Origin of the sequence: Anaerococcus nagyae (genome assembly GCF_017874535.1) — a bacterium.
GTDB classification, from domain to species: Bacteria; Bacillota; Clostridia; order Tissierellales; family Peptoniphilaceae; genus Anaerococcus; species Anaerococcus nagyae.
Map to the genome: position 1 here is coordinate 39,532 of NZ_JAGGLS010000011.1, position 21,593 is coordinate 61,124.

Genomic DNA, 21,593 nt, shown 5'->3' on the forward strand with positions numbered 1-21,593 from the left:
AGTAATTATGATTTATACAGTAACACTAAATCCTTCATTAGATTTATTTACAGAACTTGATAATCTAGTTTTAGGTGAACGCAATAGAATCCAAAGCGAAAGAACATTGCCAGGCGGAAAGGCTATAAATGTCTCAAGAGTACTAGCTGCTCTTAGAATTCCAACAGTAGCTACAGGTTTTGTAGGAGGATTTCAAGGTCAATTTATAAAAAAATGGCTTCAAGATGAAGATATCACTACAGACTTTGTAGAAATGAAAGGTGTAAATAGGACAAACATTAAAATTTTTGAAAATAATAGAGAAACAATGATCAACTTCCCTGGACCTAAAATAAGTGCAGAAGAAATTGACGAATTACTCTACTATCTTTCAAGAGTCCGTGAAGGAGACACTATAATATTTGGTGGATCTGTACCTCCTATGGAAGAAAATATGGATGAGGATATATATGACAGGCTATTATCTGTAGCCCGTGGTAACAAAGCTGATTTTGTAGCCGATGTTCCTAGTCAATATCTATTAAATATGGTTAAGGAAAAGCCTTTATTAATAAAACCAAATGGCGAAGATATATCTAAAATATTTAATGTAGAAATAAATGATAAATATGACTATATCCCTTATGGCAAAAAGTTAAGAGAAATGGGTGCTAAGAATGTTATAATTTCTTATGGTGCTCAAGGTTCTATGCTCTTTACAGAAGATAAGGTCTATGCTTCAAACGAAATAGATGATGGTAGAGAGATTATAAATACTGTAGCTTGTCGCGATTCAATGATTGCAGGTTTCCTTGGAAATATGGTAAAGGATAATGACCCAGTAGAATCTTATAAGCTTGCAATAGCAGCTGCCTCAGCAACAGCAAGAGTCTTAGATCTACCAACCCATGATCAAATCTTGGAAATGTTTGACTTAGTAGAAATTGAAGAAATTGAATAATAAAAAAAAGCGAGAAATCTAAAAAACTTCTCGCTTTTTTATTATTTTGTTTTTATGTATTTTCTTATTAAATATATAAAATAAATTATCATAGCAAATGTAACCATTCCTGCTATTACTCTTCTAGTTAGTCCAACTTCTGTTGCTAAAATACTATAAATAGAAAGAGATACTATAGCTATTAAAGATACAATTATTACTATTGCTCTACTTATATTTCGCACTTTTGGTGTAGTCTTTGTATCTTCTGCTTTATTTATAGCAAGATTAAAATACTTCATAGCAAGCATGGCTATAATAAAATACAAAATATTTTCAAAAAAAATCCATAAAAATCCTTTCAAAAAAAGCTAGATTTAGTATATAAATTTTTATACTAGCTAGCTTTTACTTCTTATTTATCTTTTTCAATCAATTCTCTAAGAGCTTCCACAGCTACTTTAATAGCCATCTCTGTATCGTGAACTACAGGATTTTCAAGTCCTTTCTTTTCTCTTTCTTGATTAGCCACTACTAAAAAGCATGAGCCACATCTTACATTTAGATAATTGGCTATTGTAAATATAGCTGCAGATTCCATTTCACTAGCCAACGTTCCAAGCTTTAGCCAAGCATTCCATCTATTTTCTAGTTCATATGAAACAGGCATCCTTTCTGCTTCATGTTGACCATAGAATGAATCCTTGCATTGAACTACACCTATATGGCTCTTAAGATTTAATTTATTTGATGCACTTTTTAAAGCACTTGTTACTTCGAAATTGCTTACCGCTGGAAATTCTATAGGAGCGTACTCACGACTAGTACCTTCTGCTCTTATAGCTGCATTAGCTATAACAACTTCCCCACTTTTTATATTTTCTTGCATGCCACCACATGTTCCTATCCTAATAAATGTATGAGCACCTATTTTTGTAAGTTCCTCCATGGCTATTGCAGCTGATGGACCACCAATTCCTGTTGAAGTCACAGAAACTTTTACACCCTCAAGATTTCCAGTATATGTCACATACTCCCTATTATCTCCTACAAGCTTTGCATCATCAAAATATGCCGCTATCTTCTCACACCTTTTAGGATCTCCTGGAAGTATTACATATTTACCTATATCCTCTTCACTCACATCTATATGATATTGCTTATTGTCTTCACTATATTTCATAAATCTTCCTCTTAGGCTTAAATTTCCTCTTCTAATACAATTTGCTTATACTCTATATTATTGCGTTTTAAAAGTTCTAGGGCATATTCATCTACTCTATAAGCCTCTTTGTAATAAATCTTACTAATTCCAGCTTGGATCAAGCTTTTTGTACAGTTTAAGCACGGAAAATGAGTTACATAGCAAATACAGCCTTTTACAGAAATACCTTCCTTTGCACAATATAACAGTGCATTCATCTCTGCATGAATTGTAGCTATGCAATGGCCATCACGCATAGTATGACCTATTTCATCACAATGAGGATTGCCTTTTATAGAACCATTATACCCAGTTGTAACGATTCTATTATCATCATTTACAATAACACATCCCACATAGGCCCTATCACATGTACCTCTTTGTGAAACTGTTATAGCAAGTTTCATAAAATATTCATCCCAAGTCAATCGGTCTTTAGCCATAAATCCTCCCTATTAAAATTTAAGTCTTATCTTAAATAGGATATCAAATAGTTTTGTTCCAATCAATAGACCAAGAGCATATATGATTAAGTTTATAATGACAATATCGTTGTTCATTAAAGTACCTGATAATATCACATAAAAAAGTGCAGCAAAGCTAAAACTAGCAAGTATTTTTGTATATTTTTCTATGGGTTTAGAAATAATCATATATCCAGACTTTTCTGCACTTATCTTTTGATTTACTATATATGATAATATAGCAATAAGTAATGCCATTACTAAAAAGCCAACTATATAAATATATTCAAATTGAAAATTTATTAAAGTTATAAAAGGTTTAAAAAACTCTGGTAAACTATCCTTAAATCTACTATAAGAAGTATCGAAGCTATACATATTATCTGGTGAAAATATAGATATTATAGATCTTATATTTTGTACTATTAAATCTATACCACCAACGGTTATAATTCCTAAACCTATATGTCCTAAAAAATTACCTGCTATCATTCCTGTAGATACTGACAAAATGCTTGCCCCAAACGTTAAAAGTACCAGCTTAAATATTGGACTTAAAATATTGGTAATATCCGCTATAGATGAGAATGCTGAGCTTTTTAATATCATAGTACTTATTAATAAATTAATTAATAAGACTGCAAGTCCAAATAAAAATGCTATTAAAGATTTCATCCATACTTCATCTTGCTTTTTCCATGGGAACATGCTTGTAAATTCATAATATGGTAATGATTGCTCTAAAGAAGTTATTAAAAAAGCCAGTCCTAGCACAAAAAATATTATAGGAGCAAGCAAATTATTCATATAATAATCTTTAATTCCATCATTCGATATAAAATCCACTGTATCTATATAATTTTGTATTGGCTTAAGTAATTCAAAATCATTACCATAATCATTATTTGCATTTGAATCTTCAAAATCATAATATGATTCAGTTTCTGAATATTTAGTGTATTTAAGTTTATATTTACTTGTATATTTCTTAGATATTTCTTCGGCCTTATCCATATAAGCTTTATTCAATTGTTTATCAGCTGATGGTGCACAAACACCTACTTTTTTAGCCATAGTTTCTACAGACTTACTAAAGTATTCTTCCTTAGATTCTATCTGGCTACTTGCGTTAATACTATTAAGTAAAACAGTTAGTAAGGCTAATAGGATAATCCATATAGAAAATCTTTTCCAGATAATTTTAAATAATTTTTTTATATCAGTCATTATGTCCGCCTTCCTCTAAATAGAAATAATCTTCTAATCTTATATCTAAACTATCGTATTGAATAACTTGATCCTTATTTAATAAGCTAGTTAAGCTTTCATCATCTATGTCAGCTAGAATTGTATAGACTCTTCCTATGTGAGAAATGATTACAGACTTATCTTTAATATCACTTGGTAATTCATCCTTTACAACAATTTGAATTTTTTTGATATCTCTTGACCCTTCTTCGTTTGTCACAGATAATTTTCCTTCTTTTGATAAATAATAAATACTATCACAAATACCGGATAGCTCACTTAGTTCGTGACTTGATGAAAATACAGCACATCCCTTATCTCTAGCATCTAATAAATATTCTATAATATGTCTTTTATTTAGAACATCCATTCCATCTAGTATCTCATCGGTAAGTATTACCTCTGCATTTGTTGCAATAACTGTTATAAGACCTAATAAGTTCTTTTCTCCTTTAGAAAGATTTCTTATAGTCTGATTTGTATCTAAATTATTTTTTTTGATCTCGTCAATAAAAAACTTATAATCAAATTTTGGGTAAATAATCTTATAATAATCTGGAATTTCTTTTATTTTATCATAGTTAAAATAATCAAATCTATCCGGTAAATAAGCTATATGCTCTATAGTTTTAGGATTTACATTTAATGAATTGCCTGCTATTTTAAATTTGCCACTATCAGCATTATAAATACCAGCTAATATTTTAAGTAAAGTAGTCTTCCCAGATCCATTACGACCCACTAGACCTGTAATATTTCCTTCTTTTAACTCTAGACTTACATTATCTAGTACCTTACTATTAGAAAAAGATTTATTTATGTTTATTGCTTCTACTATCATCTAAATCACCTGACTTTTTATAAAGTGTTATTATTTCATCAAGACTTATGCCTAAATATCGTGCCTCTAGGAAATCATCTTCTAGTTTCTCCATCATCTTATCTATCCTTTTGCTGATCTTGTTATCATCAAAAGATATAAATGTACCAATACCTGGTTTAGTTTCTATAATTCCTTGTCTATCCAACTCTTTAAATGCTTTTGAAACAGTTGCCTGATTTACCAAAAGTTCACGAGATAGCTCTCTAACCGATGGAAATCTATCTCCATTTCTAAAAAGACCCTTAGCTATAGCTAGCTTTGTCTGTTCTACAATTTGCATATAAAGTGGAGTTTCAGAATTAGGATTTAATTTAAACACTGTGTACCTCCTGCATAGTGTTATGTGTTTCGCCATACACTATGATTACATTATAGCACTAGTTTACATTTTTTCAAATAAAAAAGAGCACATTTGTGCTCAAATTTAAAATAAAGTTGCAAACGGCTTAGCTAAAGCTCCAACAGCTTTGGTAACTATAGGCATATTTCTAACATCTTCCATAGTTACTGGGGTTGCTATATTAAAAAATACATCAAAATCATTTTTCATTTCCACTAGTGCCGTGGTATCTTTCATCCACACCCCACATTCAAAGTTAAGATATAAAGCTCTATAGTCTAAATTTATAGTCCCTACAAATCCATAGCTATCATCTGATAGCCAAGTCTTAGAATGGGAAAATCCTGGAGTATATTCAAAAATCTTTATACCTGTTTCGATTAATATTTTATAGTGAGTTTTCGCCAAAGCAAAAGCAACCTTTTTATCTGGTATATGTGGTAGGCAAACTCTTACATCTACTCCCCTCTTAGAAGCATTTATAAAGGCATTAATGATTTCATCTTCCACTATAAAATAAGGAGTCATTATATATACATAATCAGTTGCATTATTAAGCATCGAAATAATAGAATTTTTACCATAGTCTTCTAAATCCATAGGACTATCAGAAAATGGCATAGCAAGTCCCTTACCATCAAGGTCAGCTTTAATTGGTAAGTACCTTCCAAAGTCTTCTACTTCATCACTTATAGAATTCCACATTTGTAAAAACATTATAGTAAAAGTTTCTGTAGCTTGTCCTTTAAGACGAATACCACAATCTTTCCAGTGCCCAAATCTCTCAAAGACATTTATATACTCATCAGCAAGATTGATACCTCCTGTAAATGCATATTCGTTATCAATAATAAATATTTTCCTGTGGTCTCTATTATTATAGTAGGTAGATAAAATTGGAATCATTGGAGAAAATACTCTACAATCTATGCCTAAAGATTCCATCTCTTCGGGAAAATCTTTCTTAACTCTAGTCAATAAATTTGTACCATCTATAAGGAGCCTTACCTCTACACCCTCTTCTACTTTTTTAACTAATTCTTCTAAAACTGTTCCCCACATATATCCATAATCTATAATGAAAATTTCTATAAATATGAATTCTTTGGCGTTTTTTATAGATTCTAATATATCTGCAAATATATCCTCTCCAACTGGATAGTACTTAGTAGAAGTGTTTCTATGAACCACAAATCCACCCAGGTCATAAAAATAATTTAGTCTATTATATAAGCTTTTGTCCTCTTCTTTAAGCTCTTCAAGCAAAGTTACATCCTTAGTATGATATTTTCTAGAAGTTTTTTCTATATCCAATACTCTCCTTTGTTCTTTCTTATAGCCAACACTCAAGTGTGCTAATAAAAATACTCCTGTTCCAAACACAGGAAATATAGATATGAGAATAAACCAGGATAACTTGTAAGATGGGCTTATAGAACTTACATTTAGTATTATTAACATTATAATAAGTCCTAGAGCAGTATCTCCTCCAATAAGCAAACTAGGTTCTAGATCTATATATTTATAAAGATATATCAAAATACCAATTTGTAAAAGTATTAGGATTATAAACACTCCTAATCTAGAAAACAACATAGAAGCTAATGATTTTTTGGTTTTCTTTACATATTTATTGTTATTAACTTTTTCTATAATACGTGCATATTCCTTATCCATATTAATATTATAGCAAATTTTATACTTTTAGTTAATTGACAAAAAAACTTTATTCAATATTATATATAGTATCGAAGGAGTAAATGATGAGTAATATTCTAGTTATAAATGATTTTGTCTCTAAGGGCAAAATGGCAGGTAATATGATGGAACCTGTCTTAACATATAAAGGCCATCAAACATTTTTTTTGCCTACAGCTTTAATTTCAAATGATTTTTCTGCTGGAAAGGTAGCAATCCTTGATGCTAGTTCTTATATCATGGATTGCTTTAAAGTATGGGATGAATTAGCTTTTAAGTTTGACTTGATATTCATTGGTTATATAGAAAATAATATTCAAAAAAATTTAATAATTGATTATCTAGAAACTAGAACTAATAATCCACTAGTAATTCTAGATCCTATAATGGGCGATGATGGATCTTTGTATAAAGGCGTAGGAGAAGAGAAAATAGAAATTTATAAAGAAATACTGCCATACACAGATATTATTATGCCAAACTTTACTGAAGCCAACCTTTTATCTTTAGATAAACATAAAAATTTAATTAAAGATAATAAAAAATATATTATAACTAGTGTGTATGATAAAAGTGGATACTATACTCTAGGAGTTGATAAAGATTTACATAAATCTTACTTTGAAAAGTTAGATTTAAATTATGCTGGAACGGGTGATCTGATGGATGCACTTTTTATTATATATTATTTAGAAAATAATTCTTTTAATAAAGCAATAGATTTGGCAGTAGATAAAATGAGTGAAATTTTGAAAATTCAAAAGAAACTTATTCCAGATTCTAATGAAATAATGATAGAAAGTTACTTATCTATGCTAGATTAAGGAGGAAAATTTGCTTGATAAAAAATACTATAAAAGAGCTTTAATACTTGCTTGGCCAGCAGTTTTTGAATCATTTTTTATAGCATTAGCAGGGCTTATAGATACCTTTATGATTAGTGGTTTAGGGCCTTCTGCAGTTGCAGCTATAGGTCTTACAACCCAACCAAAATTTTTAGCGCTTACAGTATTTTTTGCAATAACAAGTGCCGTATCAGCACTTGTTGCTAGGCGACAGGGAGAGGGAAATAGAAAAAAAGCTAATCAAACTCTTGTCACTGCTATACTTATCTCCTTGATATTTGTTGTGATAACCACTGTTATAATGGTTGTTTTTGCAGACCCTATATTAAGATTTGCAGGTAGCTCAGATGAAACTCATGTTATGGCAAAAGAATATTTCGTTATAATAATGCTTGGAACTGTATTTAATGCCGTAGCTTGGTCTATAAATTCAGCTCACAGAGGCGCTGGAAATACTCAAATAGCATTTGTAACAAATCTTGTAGCCTCTATAGTAAATATTATATTTAACTATTTATTGATTCAAGGAAACTTAGGATTTCCTGCCCTAGGAACTAAGGGTGCTGCTATAGCTACAGTGCTTGGTACTTTCGTTGAAACTATCATGTGTATTCATTCCTTGAAAAAACGTAAGAGCTACATTAGTATAAAAGAAATGAAAAAAGTTCCTATGAAAATCGATAAAACTATAAGTAAAGAAATTTCAAAATTAGGAACAAATATTTTTATAGAAATAATGTCTATGAGAATAGGATTTTTCATAACAGCAATAACGGCTGCAAAACTTGGTACAGATAATTTTGCCCTTCACAATGTAGGTATGAATTTATTATCACTTTCTTTCTCCTTTGGAGATGGTATGAGTGTCGCTGTTATTACTTTAACCGGTAATAGCCTAGGAGCTGGTAAAAAAGATGAAGCCATAGCCTATGGTAGGGTATGTCAGCAAATTGGACTTATTTTAAGTATTATAATTTCTATAATATTCTTTGCATTTGGAAAAGGAATATTCTCCTTATTCTTTTCTAGCAAAGAATTAGTTGATAGAAGTTCAATCATCATAAAATACTTAGGTATTATAGTATTAATGCAAATCTTGCAGGCAATACATGGCGGATCTTTAAGGGCAGCTGGTGATGTAAAATTCACGTTAGCTGTTGCTATAGTTTCAGTAACTATAATAAGATCCTTAGTAACAGTTCTAACTGTAAATATATTAAATCTAGGACTTGACGGTATTTGGATAGGAATTTTATCAGATCAAACTAGTAGACTCCTAGGTCTAAGATATAGATTTAAAAAGGGTAAATGGGTAGATTTAAAAATATAAGGAAAGGAATATGAAAAAAATAATAACTTTTATTTTCATTACTCTAGCCTTAGTCGGATGTGAAAAAAAAGAAGAAGATATCCATCCTACTGAAACTAAGACTACCATAATTGAAATAGATAAAGATAAGTCTAATATAGATAGTGAAAAAGAAGAATCAGAAGAAAATAATACTAGCGATGAGAATTATTTAAAAGATTCTAATACAAATTAGTATTTAGAACTAAAAAGAACTGCTGCAAATTGCAACAGTTCTTTTTTAATTTATTCTGCCGATAATAACTCTACAGTCGATGTTAATATATCTGAGTAAGAATATGATACTGTTCTTTCAACATCGAAATCGTTGTTCACCCTTACAGTAAAGACACTTGGAAAAGCATCTACAATGACACCTGTTCTAGTTTTAATCCTTTTTCTTCCCATGTCAGCTTTCAAAATTACTTCTTTACCGATATTTCTTTGGACTTCCTGTCTGATGTCATTTACTGACCTTTCTTCCATTCAATCATCCTCTCATTAAATACTAATAAGCATTATACAGCAAATTAGTAAAAATGTCAAGATAGTCGTTTATTATACTTTTTAGTAAATTGTATGTCAAATATTTTTGTAAAATGCTCTATAAGCTCTTACAGTCTCATAAAGATCGGCCTTACTTACTAGCTCAGTTGGGGCGTGCATACTTATTACAGGTGTACCACAATCGACAACGTCCATACCATATTCTGCGAGTATAAAAGCAATAGTTCCACCACCGCCTGCATCAACAGCTCCAAGTTCACCAGTTTGATAAATCACTTCTTCCTTATCAAAAGCAGTTCTAAGCTCTTGTAAATATTCGGCATTGGCATCATTTGACCCACCTTTACCACCACTACCTGTGTATTTTGTTAGAGCAACACCGCATCCAAATTGTGCTGAGTTATCTATTTCTGATACATCTTTAAAGTTTGGATCATATGCTGAAGTTACATCCGCTGATAATACCTTAGAGTTTTGCAAGCTTCTTTTTAAGCTGATTAAATTTGCTTTACCTTCAATATTTAATAATTCTAGGACTGTATTTTCAAAGAATTGGCTTGTCATAGCTGTAGCTCCATAGGATCCTATTTCTTCTTTGTCAACAAATAAAGCTACTGCTGTCTTGCTTGGATTTTCTATATTAAAGATTGCACTTAAAGCTGAATAAGTACAAACTCTATCATCTTGGCCATGAGCTATAATCATAGAATTATCAAGCCCTGCATTCCTAGCCTTAATAGCAGGTACTACCTCAAATTCAGCTGTTATAAAATCTTCTTCGACAATACCATACTTTTCATTAAGAATTTTTAGAATATTTTTCTTAACTGGATTGTCTTCTTCGTCTGCTAGTGGTATAGATCCTACAATGACCTTTAATTGTTCACCTTCTATAACTTCTCTAGCTGATTTATCCATTTGCTTTCTTGATAGGTGGATTAAAAGTTCTGATATTGTAAATACTGGTTCATCTTCATTTTCGCCAATAGAAACTTCTACCTTATCTCCTTGCTTAGTAAATATTACGCCATGAAGTGCAAGAGGTATTGTTGTCCATTGATATTTTTTAACACCGCCATAGTAATGTGTTTTAAAATAAGCTATAGACGAATCTTCTGCTAGTGGAACTGGCTTAATATCAAGTCTTGGAGCATCTGTATGAGCTCCAACTATCGACATACCTTTTTCTAAATCTTCACTGCCAATTACAAATAAAACTACCGCTTTATTTTTATTTACTGCATAAACCTTATCTCCAGCATCAAGACTTCCACTTTTAATTTTCTCATCAAGTGATTTAAAGCCAGCTTTCTCAGCACGTCTTATAATCTCTTTTGTGGCAAGCCTTTCTGTTTTTGAAACATTTAAAAAATCTATATAGTCTTTGGATATTTCTTCTAATTCATTTTTCTTATTATCATCAATGTTTAACCAAACATTCTTTCTTGTATATTCCATAATTCTTCCTTAGATTAATTTCCAAATATTCTTAGTATAAGTTACAGGATCTTTAATATCTAATCCTTCTATAAGTTTTGCTTGATCTAATAGTATACTTGCAATTTCGGATTTTTTATCATCATCTTTTGCATTATTTAATAGCTCATAGGCTTTAGAATTTTTATTAATCTCTAGGATCTTTTCTGCTTTTATTTCTGGCGCGTTAGGTTGATTTTTGAGAGCTTTTTCCATTTCTATAGAAATCTCTCCTCTTTGTTTAATCATTGATGGAATATCTTCTAGCTTATCTGTAAATTTGATGTCTACTACGTCATCTGGTAGACTTTCTAATAATTTTTCTACTAGATCTTTACTATCAGAGTTTTCTTCGCTAGCTTCATCTTCTTCTGATATTGACTTAAATTTAAGACCTTCATATTCATCAAGCATTCTTATTAAAAATTCATCAATCGGTTGATCAAGTAAGATTACATCACGATCTTTATCTACCATATTAAGTGCTGGTGAGCTTTTAATTTTTTCTATAGAATCTCCAGTTGCATAAAGAATATCCTCATCAGTTGATTTCATATTTTCTTTATAGTCTCTTAATGAAATCATCTTATCTTCTTTTCTTGTCTTAAATAGTAGAAGGTCTTGCAATTCTTCTTTATTTGCTCCATAAGATTCATAAATAGCCATTTTTATATTATTACCAAATTCATTGAAAAATTCTTCATATTTTTCTGGCTCTTTTTCTTTAATATTTAGTAAATGAGAATTGATTCTTTTGTTGATTTGTTTTGATATCACTCTTAATTGTCTATCTTGTTGAAGAGTTTCTCTTGATATATTTAAGGTCAAATCATCGGATTCTACAACACCTTTTGCAAAAGAGTAGGCATCTTCTAGTAAGTCTTCGCTTCTATCCATAATCTTTACACCATGTGTGTATAATTGTAAGCCCTTTTGATAATCTTTTGAATAATAATCAAAAGGAGCTTTTTTAGGTATATAGATTATAGCTCTAAACTCTACAGCTCCTTCTACATTAAAGTGTAGCCAAGAAAGAGGTTCATCAAATCCAAAGTGTTGATCTTGGTAGAAATTAATATAATCTTCATCAGATAAGTCGTTTTTATTCTTTTTCCATATTGGCGTATCTGAATTAAGAACATCTAGCTCTTTATACTCCTCATATTTCGGATCATCTTCTGTAGAATCTTCTGCAAGACGTGATTTTGTAACTTCCATTTTAATTGGGTATCTGATGTAGTTTGAATATTTATTTACTAAATTTTCGATTCTATACTGGTCTAGATAACCATCATAGTTTTCATCTTCTGTATTTTCTTTTAAAAATAACTTGATTTCAGTACCTTGATCTTTTTTTTCTATTTCTGTAATTTCAAAACCATCAGCATTTTCACTTTGCCATAAATAGGCAGTATCTTCTCCATATTTTTTTGTTCTTACTTCTACCTTATCTGCCACCATGAAAGCTGAATAAAATCCAACACCAAATTGACCTATAAGATCCTTAATATCAGAATTTTCTACAGAATTTTTAAAGTTTTCTGTACCAGATTTAGCAATAGTACCTAAGTTTTCGATTAAATCTGACTCATTCATACCAATACCAGTATCTACAATCGTTAAACTTCTTTCGTCTTTATTAGGTATAAGCTCAATATAATAATCATCTTTGTTGGTTTCATTGTCTGACTTTAAGTCTTTATAATATAATTTATCTAAAGCATCAGATGAATTTGAAATCAATTCTCTTAGGAATATTTCTTTGTTTGTATAAATAGAATTGATCATCAAATCCATTACTTTTTTTGCTTCAGCTTTGAATTCTTGTTTCATTTTTCCTCCTTAGCACTCTAATAGTACGACTGCTAATATTATACTAAGAGTCTCTTAATTTGCAATTGTTTTTTCAAGCTCTCTTAGTTCTTTTCCCTTAGCAACAAGTTGTTTTTGAAGTACTAATCTTTGTTCAACAAGCTCTTTTTTTCTTTTATTGAGTCTATTCTTATTTAGAAAGGTTGAAAACGCCAAGCATATAATAAAAGTAATTATAAAACATCCTGCACTTTGATTAGAAGTAAATAATGAAAGCTTCATAGTTATAAATGTTACAATTGTAGCAACTATTAAAGGGACTATAAATAAATGTATAAAAGAAATACTAGATCCTAAGTCATTTATCATATCATTTTTTTCTTTTAAATCTTCTCTCAGCTTTAAAATTTCATCTAATAAATCTTTTTTTTGCTCAATTTTATTACTTTCCATATTGACCAATCCTCCTTTTAGTATTATTATACTTATAAATGATAGAAGTCTAATTCCTACTGATTAGCTTGCTATTATTAAAATTTAATAGTACCATTAAAGTATAAAGAGGGGGTACGATAGACAATGGAAAAATCAACAGATACAAAAAAAACAACTGGTGATGTTGAGATTACAACTGATATGCTAATCGGTGAAATTATCCAAGCTAAACCAGAAGCAATAAATACTCTCCTTATGGCAGGTATGGGATGCATAGCTTGTCCATCTTCATTATATGAAACATTAGAAGAAGCATGTATGGTTCATGGAATGGATCCTGAATATCTACTTGGAGAACTTAATAAATAAGCTCGAAGCCTAGGCTTCGAGCTCTTTTTGTACTTAAATTTCTATTAATATGTATATAATAAGAGTCAAAAATCAAATTATTCATTTCAAATTTATAAGGAAATTATAGTTAAATTGTCATTTTTATATTTGCTACTAGTAAAGTATTATAATTCAAATTTCAACATATCTATTATCCTTACTCAATTCAAATAAAAATTTAATAAAGGACTCTTTATAGGCTACAAATTTACCTTCTCTCCTAAGTTTTAATATCCCCTCTAGACTCTCCCACCTAGCATCTTTTACCTCTTCTTCTTGCAAGACTAAATTATCTGTGTCTATATCTTTATGAAGTATATAAAAATCATCGAATCCATGGGCAAAATTGACAGTTAAACTTTGTCTTATATCTTTAAAATTTATTGCTACACCAAGCTCTTCGAATAATTCACGACTAGCAGCAACTGAAGATGTTTCACCAGTTGATACAGCCCCACCGCAGGTGACATCCCATAAACCTGGCATCTTTTTATTATAGGTTCTTTGTTGGATAAGTAACTTACCCCTACTATTAAAAATACATACATGGACAACTAATCTATAAAATCCCTTTGGTTGGGCTGTTCCCCTTTCATATGTTTTATCTGTTCTTATTCTCTCTCTGTCATATAAATCCAATATTTCCATAAAAACTCTCCTATAAAATTTTTACCCATATTTAAGATTATTTATAAGATTTATAAAAGATCTAGTATAAACTAAATAAAACTTAGACAAAATGTATTTCATAATTTACTAAGGTTTTATTTAAGCTATATCCTAGCTAGGCTAAATAATCGTGACAAATACATGGAGGAATTTCATGAGATTTCTCCACTATGCTTCGCTCCGGTCGAAATGGGTAAATTTTATATTTTCTAAATTATCTGAGATAGGAAGTTTAGTTTACTCATCTTAGTACGTAAAAAAAGTAGACTTTATAATTTACTAATAATTTAATTTAAACTATATCCCATTTAGGCTAAATAATTATGACAAATACATGGAGGGATTTCATGAGATTTCTCCGCTACGCTTCGCTCCGGTCGAAATGGGTAAATTTTATATTTTGTCAACAGTCTGACTAGCATAAACTAGAACTTTTACTAATTATTAGTTTTTAAAAAAGCATTTGTAAGTCTGGGCATAACTTGTTTTTTACGACTTAATACTCCTGGAGCTGAGATAGTTCCATTCTTTACCTTATTTCCAAATTCTTCTTCTATATCTTCCAAATGATCACCAACTACAAGTAACTCACTAGTTTCATTAAATATATCTGTTAATACAAGCACGAAAGTAGTTTCGCCTTTTTTGTTAATTTTTTCTTGCATCAACTGTGTTATTTCTTCTCTTAATGGCTCAAGTTCTTCTGGATTCATTGTCATAACTTGACCTACTCTTATGACTTCCTCTCCTATGGTAAAGGTCTTTACATCCCCTTCTACTATATCTAACGAAGATTTTTCTTTTAAGGATGTACCTGCCTTAAACATTTTATTGGCAAAATCCTCGACATCTAGATCCGCAATCTTACTCATCCTGTCTAATACTCTTCTATCTACATCTGTGGTAGTTGGAGATCTAAATAGGAGAGTATCTGATATTATTGCAGCACATAATAAACCTGCTATTTCTTTACTTGGACGTAAACCACTTTCTAGATACATTTCTGAAATAATTGTAGCTGTTGACCCTACAGGCTCTGCCCTAAAAAATAATGGGGAAGTTGTTGATATATTTGCTACCCTATGATGGTCTATAATCTCTACAATTTCTGCTTGGTCTATGTCATCAATTGATTGATTCTTTTCATTATGATCTACTAGAATAAGCTTTTTCATCCCAGAAGATATCAAGTGATATCTGGATATTGATCCTACTAATTTTTTATTTTCATCTACTACAGGATATGATCTAAATCTTGATTTTGACATAGTCTCTCTTACAGAATCTATAGTATCAGTAGTTGAAAAATATACTAAATCTTCTGTTGACATAACTGAGCTAACTGGAATAGTCATTGGAAGCAATCTAGATGTCATAAATGTATTATATTCTGTAGATAGGATTGTTACATTATTTTCCTTTGCATAAGTAATCAGCTCATCCTCAATTCTTGATCCATTTGTTAAAATTATTAACGAAACCTTGCGAGTTATTAGATATTCTAAATAATCTGTTCTATTACCTAAAACTACTATATCACCTTCACTAAAGTAACCATCAAATTCATCACTTCCATCATTCATAGCCATAACTGTAATCTTGCCGTCATACTTTCTAGGATTTTCTGGTAAATTATAAACCTTGGCAGATAAAACATCAATTATATTTTCTATTGGAGTTTCAGATCTGCCTATAATTCTGTCATCCCAAACATCCATGTAAGCTTTGGTTATATTTGAAAGTGAAGCGATCCCTATAATTTTTCCTTCACTATTTACAACTGATAGGGAGTGGGTTACCCCTTCTTGAAATATATCCCAAGCTGTTCTTACGGGTATGGATGGATCTATAGCATAGGCCTTATCATAGTTAATGTCCCTTACCTGAAGTATCATGGACTCTTTAACACTGGGTGCTTTTACCCCAAAGTAATCTAACACGAACTTAGTTTCTGGATTTAATTTCCCAAGCCTAACTGGAATGGCGTTTACATCACCTTGTCTATTTTTAAGATTAGCGTATGTAATAGCTGCTACAATTGAATCTGTGTCAGGATTTTTGTGGCCTGTTATATAAACTGTATCTTTCACTCAAATCTCCTCATAAAAACTCTACTTTTAACATTTCTATCTTATATCTATCTACTTCATCTACAGTTATAAGCATTTTATTGACTTCTATGCTATCTCCTGCTTCAGGAATTCGGGATAGATGATCAATTACAAAACCTCCTATGGAATCGTTTTTAATCTCCTCTAATTCTACATTAAAATAATCATTAAAGTCACTAAGATGTAGGGATGCTTTGACCAGGTATGAATTTTCAGTTAATTTAAAAATATCTTTATCATCTATATCATATTCATCATCTATCTCACCTACAAGTTCCTCTACTATATCCTCTATAGCCACTAGTCCACTTGTACCACCATACTCATCAATAACTACAGCAAGTGATGCATTTTCACTTCTCATATTTGTAAAAAGATCAAATATGTGCATATTATCATAAACATAATAAGCTGGCCTTATTAGATCTTTTAAGTCCAGGTCTTTACCCTGAACTGTAGCAGAAACTATGTCTTTCATATGGAGTATACCCAATATATTATCAATATTTTTGCCGTAAACTGGTATCCTAGAGTGGTTTGTATTAGATAAAAGTTCGTTTAACTCTTTACTATCCACATCTATACTTATAGCTTCCATATTTGTTCTTGGAGTCATGATATCTGAAACATCAGAGTTCCCAAACTCAAAAACATTATTAATCATTTCACTTTCTTCGTTATTGATAACTCCTTGCTCTTCAGAAACATCTACAATAGTTTTTAGGTCCTCTTCAGTTACAAGATTATTATCTTCCTCTTCTCCTACAAATATACTTGATATAAAATTTGTAATATTTCCTAAAAGAAAACTTAATGGTTTAAATATTATATCGACAACCCTTATCGGTTTTGCTACTGAGAGAGCTAGCTTCTCACTATTTGAAGTAGCTATATTTTTAGGTGTAATCTCACCAAAAATAAGAACAACTATTGTAAGGATAATTGGAGAAATAACTGCTCCCTTTGATCCAAAAACATCAGTGAAAAATATTGTGGCTATTGTTGTTGTAACTATATTCACTATGTTATTTCCTATAAGAATAGTAGTTAACACTGATCCTATATCATCAACTAGCTTCTTCACTAAAGAAGCATTTTCAACTCCATTTTTTTCCATCTGCCTTATCTTAAATACATTTAAACTCGTAAGAGCTGTCTCTGATGAGGAAAAAAATGCCGATAGCATTATCCCTACTATTATTAAAATTAATTGTATAACATTTACCTGACTCATACATCCTCCTAAAGATATTATAGTTTAGTGAGCTAAAAAAATAAAGACAATTAACAAAAATGATGTATAATAACTCTGTATCATTTTAATTTTAAGGAGGATTACATGGCATTCGAGTCGTTTAATGAGAAAACTTTTAAGCTGCGTGAGCATGGTACAGATACCCGTACAGAAATCATGGCTGGTATCACTACATTTATGACGATGAGCTATATACTTGCTGTAAATCCAACTATATTGGCAGATGCAGGTATGGATAATGGAGCTGTATTCACTTCTACTATCATAGCTTCCATAGTAGCTATGCTCATAATGGCTTTTTATGCAAATATGCCTTTTGGTTTATCAGCGGGTATGGGCCTTAATGCATTCTTCACCTATACAGTTGTAATGCAAATGGGTATGAGCTGGCAGTTTGCACTTACTGCTGTTTTTTTAGAAGGTCTTATTTTTATTATTCTATCATTTACAGGAGTGCGTGAAGCATTATTTAATGCTATACCAATCAATCTAAAAAAGGCGGTTTCTGTAGCAATTGGCTTATTTATAGCTCTTATTGGTCTTATCAATGCTAGTATTGTAGAAGTTGGGGATATATCTCTTAAACTTGGCAACATAGCAAGTAAAGAAGGTTTTGTATTCTTTATAGCTCTAATAATTATGGTAGTATTAACTGCTAGAAAAGTTAAGGGAGCCTTATTATGGGGAATACTAGCTTCCACAGTTATTTCACTTATATTAGGTGTTTCTAAATTACCTGATGGCAACGCAATAGTTTCTTTGCCACCATCTATATCACCAGTAGCATTTAAGTTAGACTTTTCAAATATATTTTCATTTGAAATGTTCTCGGTTTTATTCTCATTTTTGTTTGTGGATATTTTTGATACATTAGGAACACTTACAGGAGTCGCAACAAAAGCTAATATGCTTGATGAAAATGGTAATCTAGAAGATGGATCCAAGGCACTTTTAGCAGATGCTATAGGTACTACTATTGGATCACTACTTGGCACCTCAACAATAACAACATTTGTTGAATCATCAGCAGGAGTTGCTGAAGGAGGACGCACTGGACTTACTGCATTATCAACAGCAATTTGTTTTGGAATAGCAGCGTTCTTTTTCCCATTATTTTCAATAATTCCAGCTCAAGCAACAGCAGCAGCACTTGTAGTAGTAGGATTATTCATGCTTTCAACTGTTGTAGAAATAAACTTTACTGATATAACAGAATCTTTCCCAGCATTTATGACAATATTAATGATGCCAGCTACTTATTCTATAGCAGAAGGTATTTCATTTGGTATGATTTCATACGCAGGGATCAAACTCCTAACAGGACGTGGCAAAGAAGTAAGCCCTCTTGTTTACGGTCTTGCAATAATATTCTTATTAAGATATATAGTTCCTGTATTTATATAACTTAAAAAGCACTAAACTTTAAACATAACGTTTAAGGCTTAGTGCGATTTTTTATATTCTATAATTTACTTTTTACGGATTTTACCTTGTAATCCATATCATGATCTTTATCACGTCTATCATCCATCTTTATAACAGTATAAACTCTATCAGAACCAGCATCAAACACTTCTTCTTGCATTTTTCTTGCTATTTCAAAGCACTTATCAGGATCTGCTTGTATAACAGTTCCCATTGGATTAAGCTCATGTTTTATCCCTTCTTTATCAAGTATTTTGCTAGCACTTGCTACATATTTACTAACTGATGTTTCTTTTGTGCCTATTGGTATTAGACAAATTTCCATTATAGCCATAATCTCTCCTAAAAGTTTGTTTCATAAAAAGCTTTATAAATCTTATACGCTTCCAAGTGGTCTTCTATGCCTCCTAACTCTCTTATAGAGTGCATAGCAAGAATTGGTTCTCCCACATCTATTGATGTAATTCCTAATCCTGTAGAAGCTATCGGGCCTATAGTAGATCCACCTTGTTTATCATTTCTATTATGGAACTTTTGAACCTTGCATCCAATAGAATTTGCTAAATCTATTAATCTTGCATTGGAATTGATACTTGATGAATAAGCGCCATTAGCAGCAGTTTTTATTACTAGTCCACCATTCATACTTATAGGATTAGTTGGATCGTGATACTCTTTAAAGTTTGGATGTATGGCATGGGCTTGATCTGCTGAAATAAGATAGCTATTAGCTAAAGCTATATAAAAATCTTCTTCATCAAGATCCCTATTGACCGCTAACCTTTTAAGTGTATCTTTTAAAAATGGTGAAAATGCACCTGCACTTGTCCTAGATCCTATTTCCTCATTATCATTTAATATTAATACATTATTTTTTGTATTTTCGCTATCACAGATAGCTCTTAAAGATGCATGAACTGACCCTAGATTATCTATTCTACCAACTTGATACATGTTATTTATAATAGCTCCTTTTTGTCTATCATAAAGAGCTAAATCATAGTCAAGTATAGCAGAACTTTCTATACTTAATTCTTCTGCTAATAATTCTTGTATATATCCTACATCAAAATTATCTTCTATAGTTTTTACAATAGGATATAAGTGATTTTGTGGATTAAACTCAAACCCTTTATTTACTTCCCTATTCATATGAATAGCCGCACTTGGTATAGTTAATAAGTCTTTGTCAATCTTTACTAGCTTACTTTCTATCTTATCCGCATTTTTGTAGGAAACTTTTCCTGCAAGTGATAAGGTTCTATCAAGCCATGTATAATAAATCATTCCTCCATATGGCTCTATGTTAAATTTTAGATATCCATTATCATTAATTTCAGGATTTGATTTAATCTTAAAAGTCGGACTATCTGTATGACTTCCTATAATATCAAAACCTTTTTTTAAATCATTTCCTACTGTAAAAGCAATAAGGGCTGAATCATTGCGAATAATATAGTACTTACCATTATCTTCTAGCTCCCATCTTTCATTTTCTAAAAGTTTCTTAAATCCATTCTCCTCCAAAATATCACTTGCATTTTTAACTGCAAAATAGTTAAGAGGACTCTCATCAATAAATTCTATTAAATCTTTACTAAATTCTAAACTATTCATATATTATTATTACCCAATTTATAAGAAAAATTTTATCTTGACTTTGACTATTTATGATAATATCCTTATAATAAGTATAATAATTAATAGAAATTACATAAGGAGTTATTTATAATGAAAGAATTAGAACAAAAAATCCTTGATGAAGGTATAGTCCTTGGCGAAGATATATTAAAAGTAGACTCATTTTTAAACCAACAAATAGATGTTGAGCTAATTTCTAAGATGGGTGAGGAATTTGCTGAACATTTTAAAGATCAAAATATAGATAAAGTATTTACAGTAGAATCATCTGGCATTGCACCAGCCTTAGCTACAGCTAAAAATCTTGGCGTTAAATGTGTATTTGGTCGTAAAAAACAATCTCTTACAACAAGTGAAGATGTCTACCATTCCTCAGTATTCTCATTTACCAAGCAAGTTATGAATGAGCTAATAGTTAATAAGGAATTTATCAAAGAAGGAGAAAATGTCCTAATGATAGATGATTTCCTAGCAAATGGTCAAGCCGCAAAAGGAATGATAGCTATAATAAGACAAGCAGGAGCTAATCCAGTAGGTTGTGGAATAGTTATAGAAAAGTCTTTCTCAAACGGTCGTTCCATAGTAGAAGATATGGGGGTAGAGGTCTATTCTCTAGCAAGAATTGCTAAACTTGAAGAGGATAATATTGTGTTTGAGGAAAACTAAATAATCAATATATAAAGTAATTTATATATACTTACAATATAAGTTTAGATAAAAAATAATAAAATAAGACTATCAACTATATTAAATCAGTAATATTAATTATCTATGTTATCTAATAAAAAATTATAATATAAAAAAGTAGCTTAAGTGAATGTGTACTGACCCCCAAAAGTTGGACTAAAAAACCAACTTAAGGAGGTCAGTTTTTAGTACCATAAATAGTGTAAGAAAGAAATTATTTCTATCTTGCACTATTT

Annotated in this window: 23 protein-coding genes; 7 read left to right on the forward strand and 16 right to left on the reverse strand. The window is 30.8% G+C overall.

The window, feature by feature from the left end; all coding sequences use genetic code 11:
* Positions 1–7: 7 nt before the first annotated feature.
* Positions 8–940, forward strand: a complete 933-nt coding sequence (locus J2Z39_RS07920; protein WP_209814673.1) for a 1-phosphofructokinase family hexose kinase — start codon at positions 8–10, stop codon at positions 938–940.
* A gap of 41 nt (positions 941–981) precedes the next feature.
* On the opposite strand, the gene J2Z39_RS07925 is transcribed toward J2Z39_RS07920, so the two are convergent.
* The 7 genes from J2Z39_RS07925 to J2Z39_RS07955 form a co-directional block, all read right to left on the reverse strand.
* On the reverse strand, positions 982–1,248 hold the full coding sequence (locus J2Z39_RS07925) for a hypothetical protein (protein ID WP_209814674.1): 267 nt from the start codon (positions 1,246–1,248) through the stop codon (positions 982–984).
* An 86-nt stretch (positions 1,249–1,334) separates the two neighbouring features.
* Positions 1,335–2,102 carry a uridine phosphorylase gene (gene udp, locus J2Z39_RS07930; protein WP_209814676.1) on the reverse strand — a complete coding sequence of 256 codons (768 nt, stop codon included), beginning with the start codon at positions 2,100–2,102 and terminating at the stop codon, positions 1,335–1,337.
* 17 nt (positions 2,103–2,119) lie between these two features.
* Positions 2,120–2,566 carry a deoxycytidylate deaminase gene (locus J2Z39_RS07935; protein WP_209814679.1) on the reverse strand — a complete coding sequence of 149 codons (447 nt, stop codon included), beginning with the start codon at positions 2,564–2,566 and terminating at the stop codon, positions 2,120–2,122.
* A gap of 12 nt (positions 2,567–2,578) precedes the next feature.
* Complete coding sequence (locus tag J2Z39_RS07940; protein WP_209814682.1) at positions 2,579–3,814, reverse strand: hypothetical protein; 1,236 nt, start codon at positions 3,812–3,814, stop codon at positions 2,579–2,581.
* The gene (locus J2Z39_RS07945; protein WP_117522033.1) at positions 3,807–4,676 is read right to left on the reverse strand and encodes an ATP-binding cassette domain-containing protein; all 870 of its coding nucleotides are present in this window, start codon (positions 4,674–4,676) and stop codon (positions 3,807–3,809) included. Before J2Z39_RS07945 ends, J2Z39_RS07940 begins: the two co-directional genes overlap by 8 nt.
* Complete coding sequence (locus J2Z39_RS07950) at positions 4,648–5,037, reverse strand: GntR family transcriptional regulator (RefSeq protein ID WP_117522032.1); 390 nt, start codon at positions 5,035–5,037, stop codon at positions 4,648–4,650. Before J2Z39_RS07950 ends, J2Z39_RS07945 begins: the two co-directional genes overlap by 29 nt.
* A gap of 105 nt (positions 5,038–5,142) precedes the next feature.
* Positions 5,143–6,735 carry a phospholipase D-like domain-containing protein gene (locus tag J2Z39_RS07955; RefSeq protein WP_209814683.1) on the reverse strand — a complete coding sequence of 531 codons (1,593 nt, stop codon included), beginning with the start codon at positions 6,733–6,735 and terminating at the stop codon, positions 5,143–5,145.
* A gap of 86 nt (positions 6,736–6,821) precedes the next feature.
* Here J2Z39_RS07955 and J2Z39_RS07960 point away from each other — a divergent pair, with 86 nt between their 5' ends.
* Genes J2Z39_RS07960 through J2Z39_RS07970 form a run of 3 tightly spaced genes read left to right on the forward strand, consistent with a single transcriptional unit; the run spans position 6,822 to position 9,145 of the window.
* A complete protein-coding gene (locus J2Z39_RS07960; protein WP_209814686.1) occupies positions 6,822–7,580 on the forward strand; it encodes a carbohydrate kinase family protein in 759 nt (252 codons plus the stop codon).
* Positions 7,581–7,590: 10 nt separating this feature from the next.
* Positions 7,591–8,931, forward strand: coding sequence for an MATE family efflux transporter (locus J2Z39_RS07965; protein ID WP_209814688.1), 1,341 nt, complete (start codon positions 7,591–7,593; stop codon positions 8,929–8,931).
* Positions 8,932–8,941: 10 nt separating this feature from the next.
* Positions 8,942–9,145: a membrane lipoprotein lipid attachment site-containing protein gene (locus tag J2Z39_RS07970; RefSeq protein ID WP_117522028.1), complete on the forward strand. Its 204-nt coding sequence runs from the start codon at positions 8,942–8,944 to the stop codon at positions 9,143–9,145.
* A gap of 50 nt (positions 9,146–9,195) precedes the next feature.
* Here J2Z39_RS07970 and J2Z39_RS07975 read toward each other — a convergent pair whose 3' ends face one another.
* From J2Z39_RS07975 to J2Z39_RS07990, 4 genes are all read right to left on the reverse strand, one after another.
* Positions 9,196–9,435: a Veg family protein gene (locus tag J2Z39_RS07975; protein ID WP_117522027.1), complete on the reverse strand. Its 240-nt coding sequence runs from the start codon at positions 9,433–9,435 to the stop codon at positions 9,196–9,198.
* 96 nt (positions 9,436–9,531) lie between these two features.
* Positions 9,532–10,914, reverse strand: a complete 1,383-nt coding sequence (locus J2Z39_RS07980) for an aminopeptidase (protein ID WP_117522026.1) — start codon at positions 10,912–10,914, stop codon at positions 9,532–9,534.
* 9 nt (positions 10,915–10,923) lie between these two features.
* Complete coding sequence (gene htpG / locus J2Z39_RS07985) at positions 10,924–12,765, reverse strand: molecular chaperone HtpG (RefSeq protein WP_117522025.1); 1,842 nt, start codon at positions 12,763–12,765, stop codon at positions 10,924–10,926.
* A 54-nt stretch (positions 12,766–12,819) separates the two neighbouring features.
* Positions 12,820–13,197 carry a hypothetical protein gene (locus J2Z39_RS07990; protein ID WP_209814690.1) on the reverse strand — a complete coding sequence of 126 codons (378 nt, stop codon included), beginning with the start codon at positions 13,195–13,197 and terminating at the stop codon, positions 12,820–12,822.
* Between the two features lie 126 nt (positions 13,198–13,323).
* Between J2Z39_RS07990 and J2Z39_RS07995 the strand changes: the two genes are divergently transcribed.
* A complete protein-coding gene (locus tag J2Z39_RS07995; protein WP_117522023.1) occupies positions 13,324–13,548 on the forward strand; it encodes a DUF1858 domain-containing protein in 225 nt (74 codons plus the stop codon).
* Between the two features lie 153 nt (positions 13,549–13,701).
* Here J2Z39_RS07995 and J2Z39_RS08000 read toward each other — a convergent pair whose 3' ends face one another.
* From J2Z39_RS08000 to J2Z39_RS08010, 3 genes are all read right to left on the reverse strand, one after another.
* Positions 13,702–14,217 (reverse strand): NUDIX hydrolase, encoded by a 516-nt coding sequence (locus tag J2Z39_RS08000; protein ID WP_209814691.1) that lies wholly within the window; start codon positions 14,215–14,217, stop codon positions 13,702–13,704.
* Positions 14,218–14,675: 458 nt separating this feature from the next.
* The gene (locus tag J2Z39_RS08005; protein WP_117522021.1) at positions 14,676–16,328 is read right to left on the reverse strand and encodes a putative manganese-dependent inorganic diphosphatase; all 1,653 of its coding nucleotides are present in this window, start codon (positions 16,326–16,328) and stop codon (positions 14,676–14,678) included.
* 10 nt (positions 16,329–16,338) lie between these two features.
* Entirely contained in the window at positions 16,339–17,583 is a 1,245-nt protein-coding gene (locus J2Z39_RS08010; protein WP_209814693.1) for a hemolysin family protein, read from the reverse strand.
* Between the two features lie 105 nt (positions 17,584–17,688).
* Between J2Z39_RS08010 and J2Z39_RS08015 the strand changes: the two genes are divergently transcribed.
* Positions 17,689–19,008, forward strand: a complete 1,320-nt coding sequence (locus tag J2Z39_RS08015) for an NCS2 family permease (protein ID WP_117522019.1) — start codon at positions 17,689–17,691, stop codon at positions 19,006–19,008.
* Between the two features lie 58 nt (positions 19,009–19,066).
* Here J2Z39_RS08015 and J2Z39_RS08020 read toward each other — a convergent pair whose 3' ends face one another.
* Entirely contained in the window at positions 19,067–19,363 is a 297-nt protein-coding gene (locus tag J2Z39_RS08020; RefSeq protein ID WP_117522018.1) for an MTH1187 family thiamine-binding protein, read from the reverse strand.
* An 8-nt stretch (positions 19,364–19,371) separates the two neighbouring features.
* Positions 19,372–20,646 (reverse strand): M18 family aminopeptidase, encoded by a 1,275-nt coding sequence (locus tag J2Z39_RS08025; protein ID WP_209814695.1) that lies wholly within the window; start codon positions 20,644–20,646, stop codon positions 19,372–19,374.
* A gap of 114 nt (positions 20,647–20,760) precedes the next feature.
* Here J2Z39_RS08025 and J2Z39_RS08030 point away from each other — a divergent pair, with 114 nt between their 5' ends.
* Complete coding sequence (locus J2Z39_RS08030) at positions 20,761–21,336, forward strand: xanthine phosphoribosyltransferase (protein WP_117522016.1); 576 nt, start codon at positions 20,761–20,763, stop codon at positions 21,334–21,336.
* The last annotated feature ends 257 nt before the right edge of the window (positions 21,337–21,593 follow it).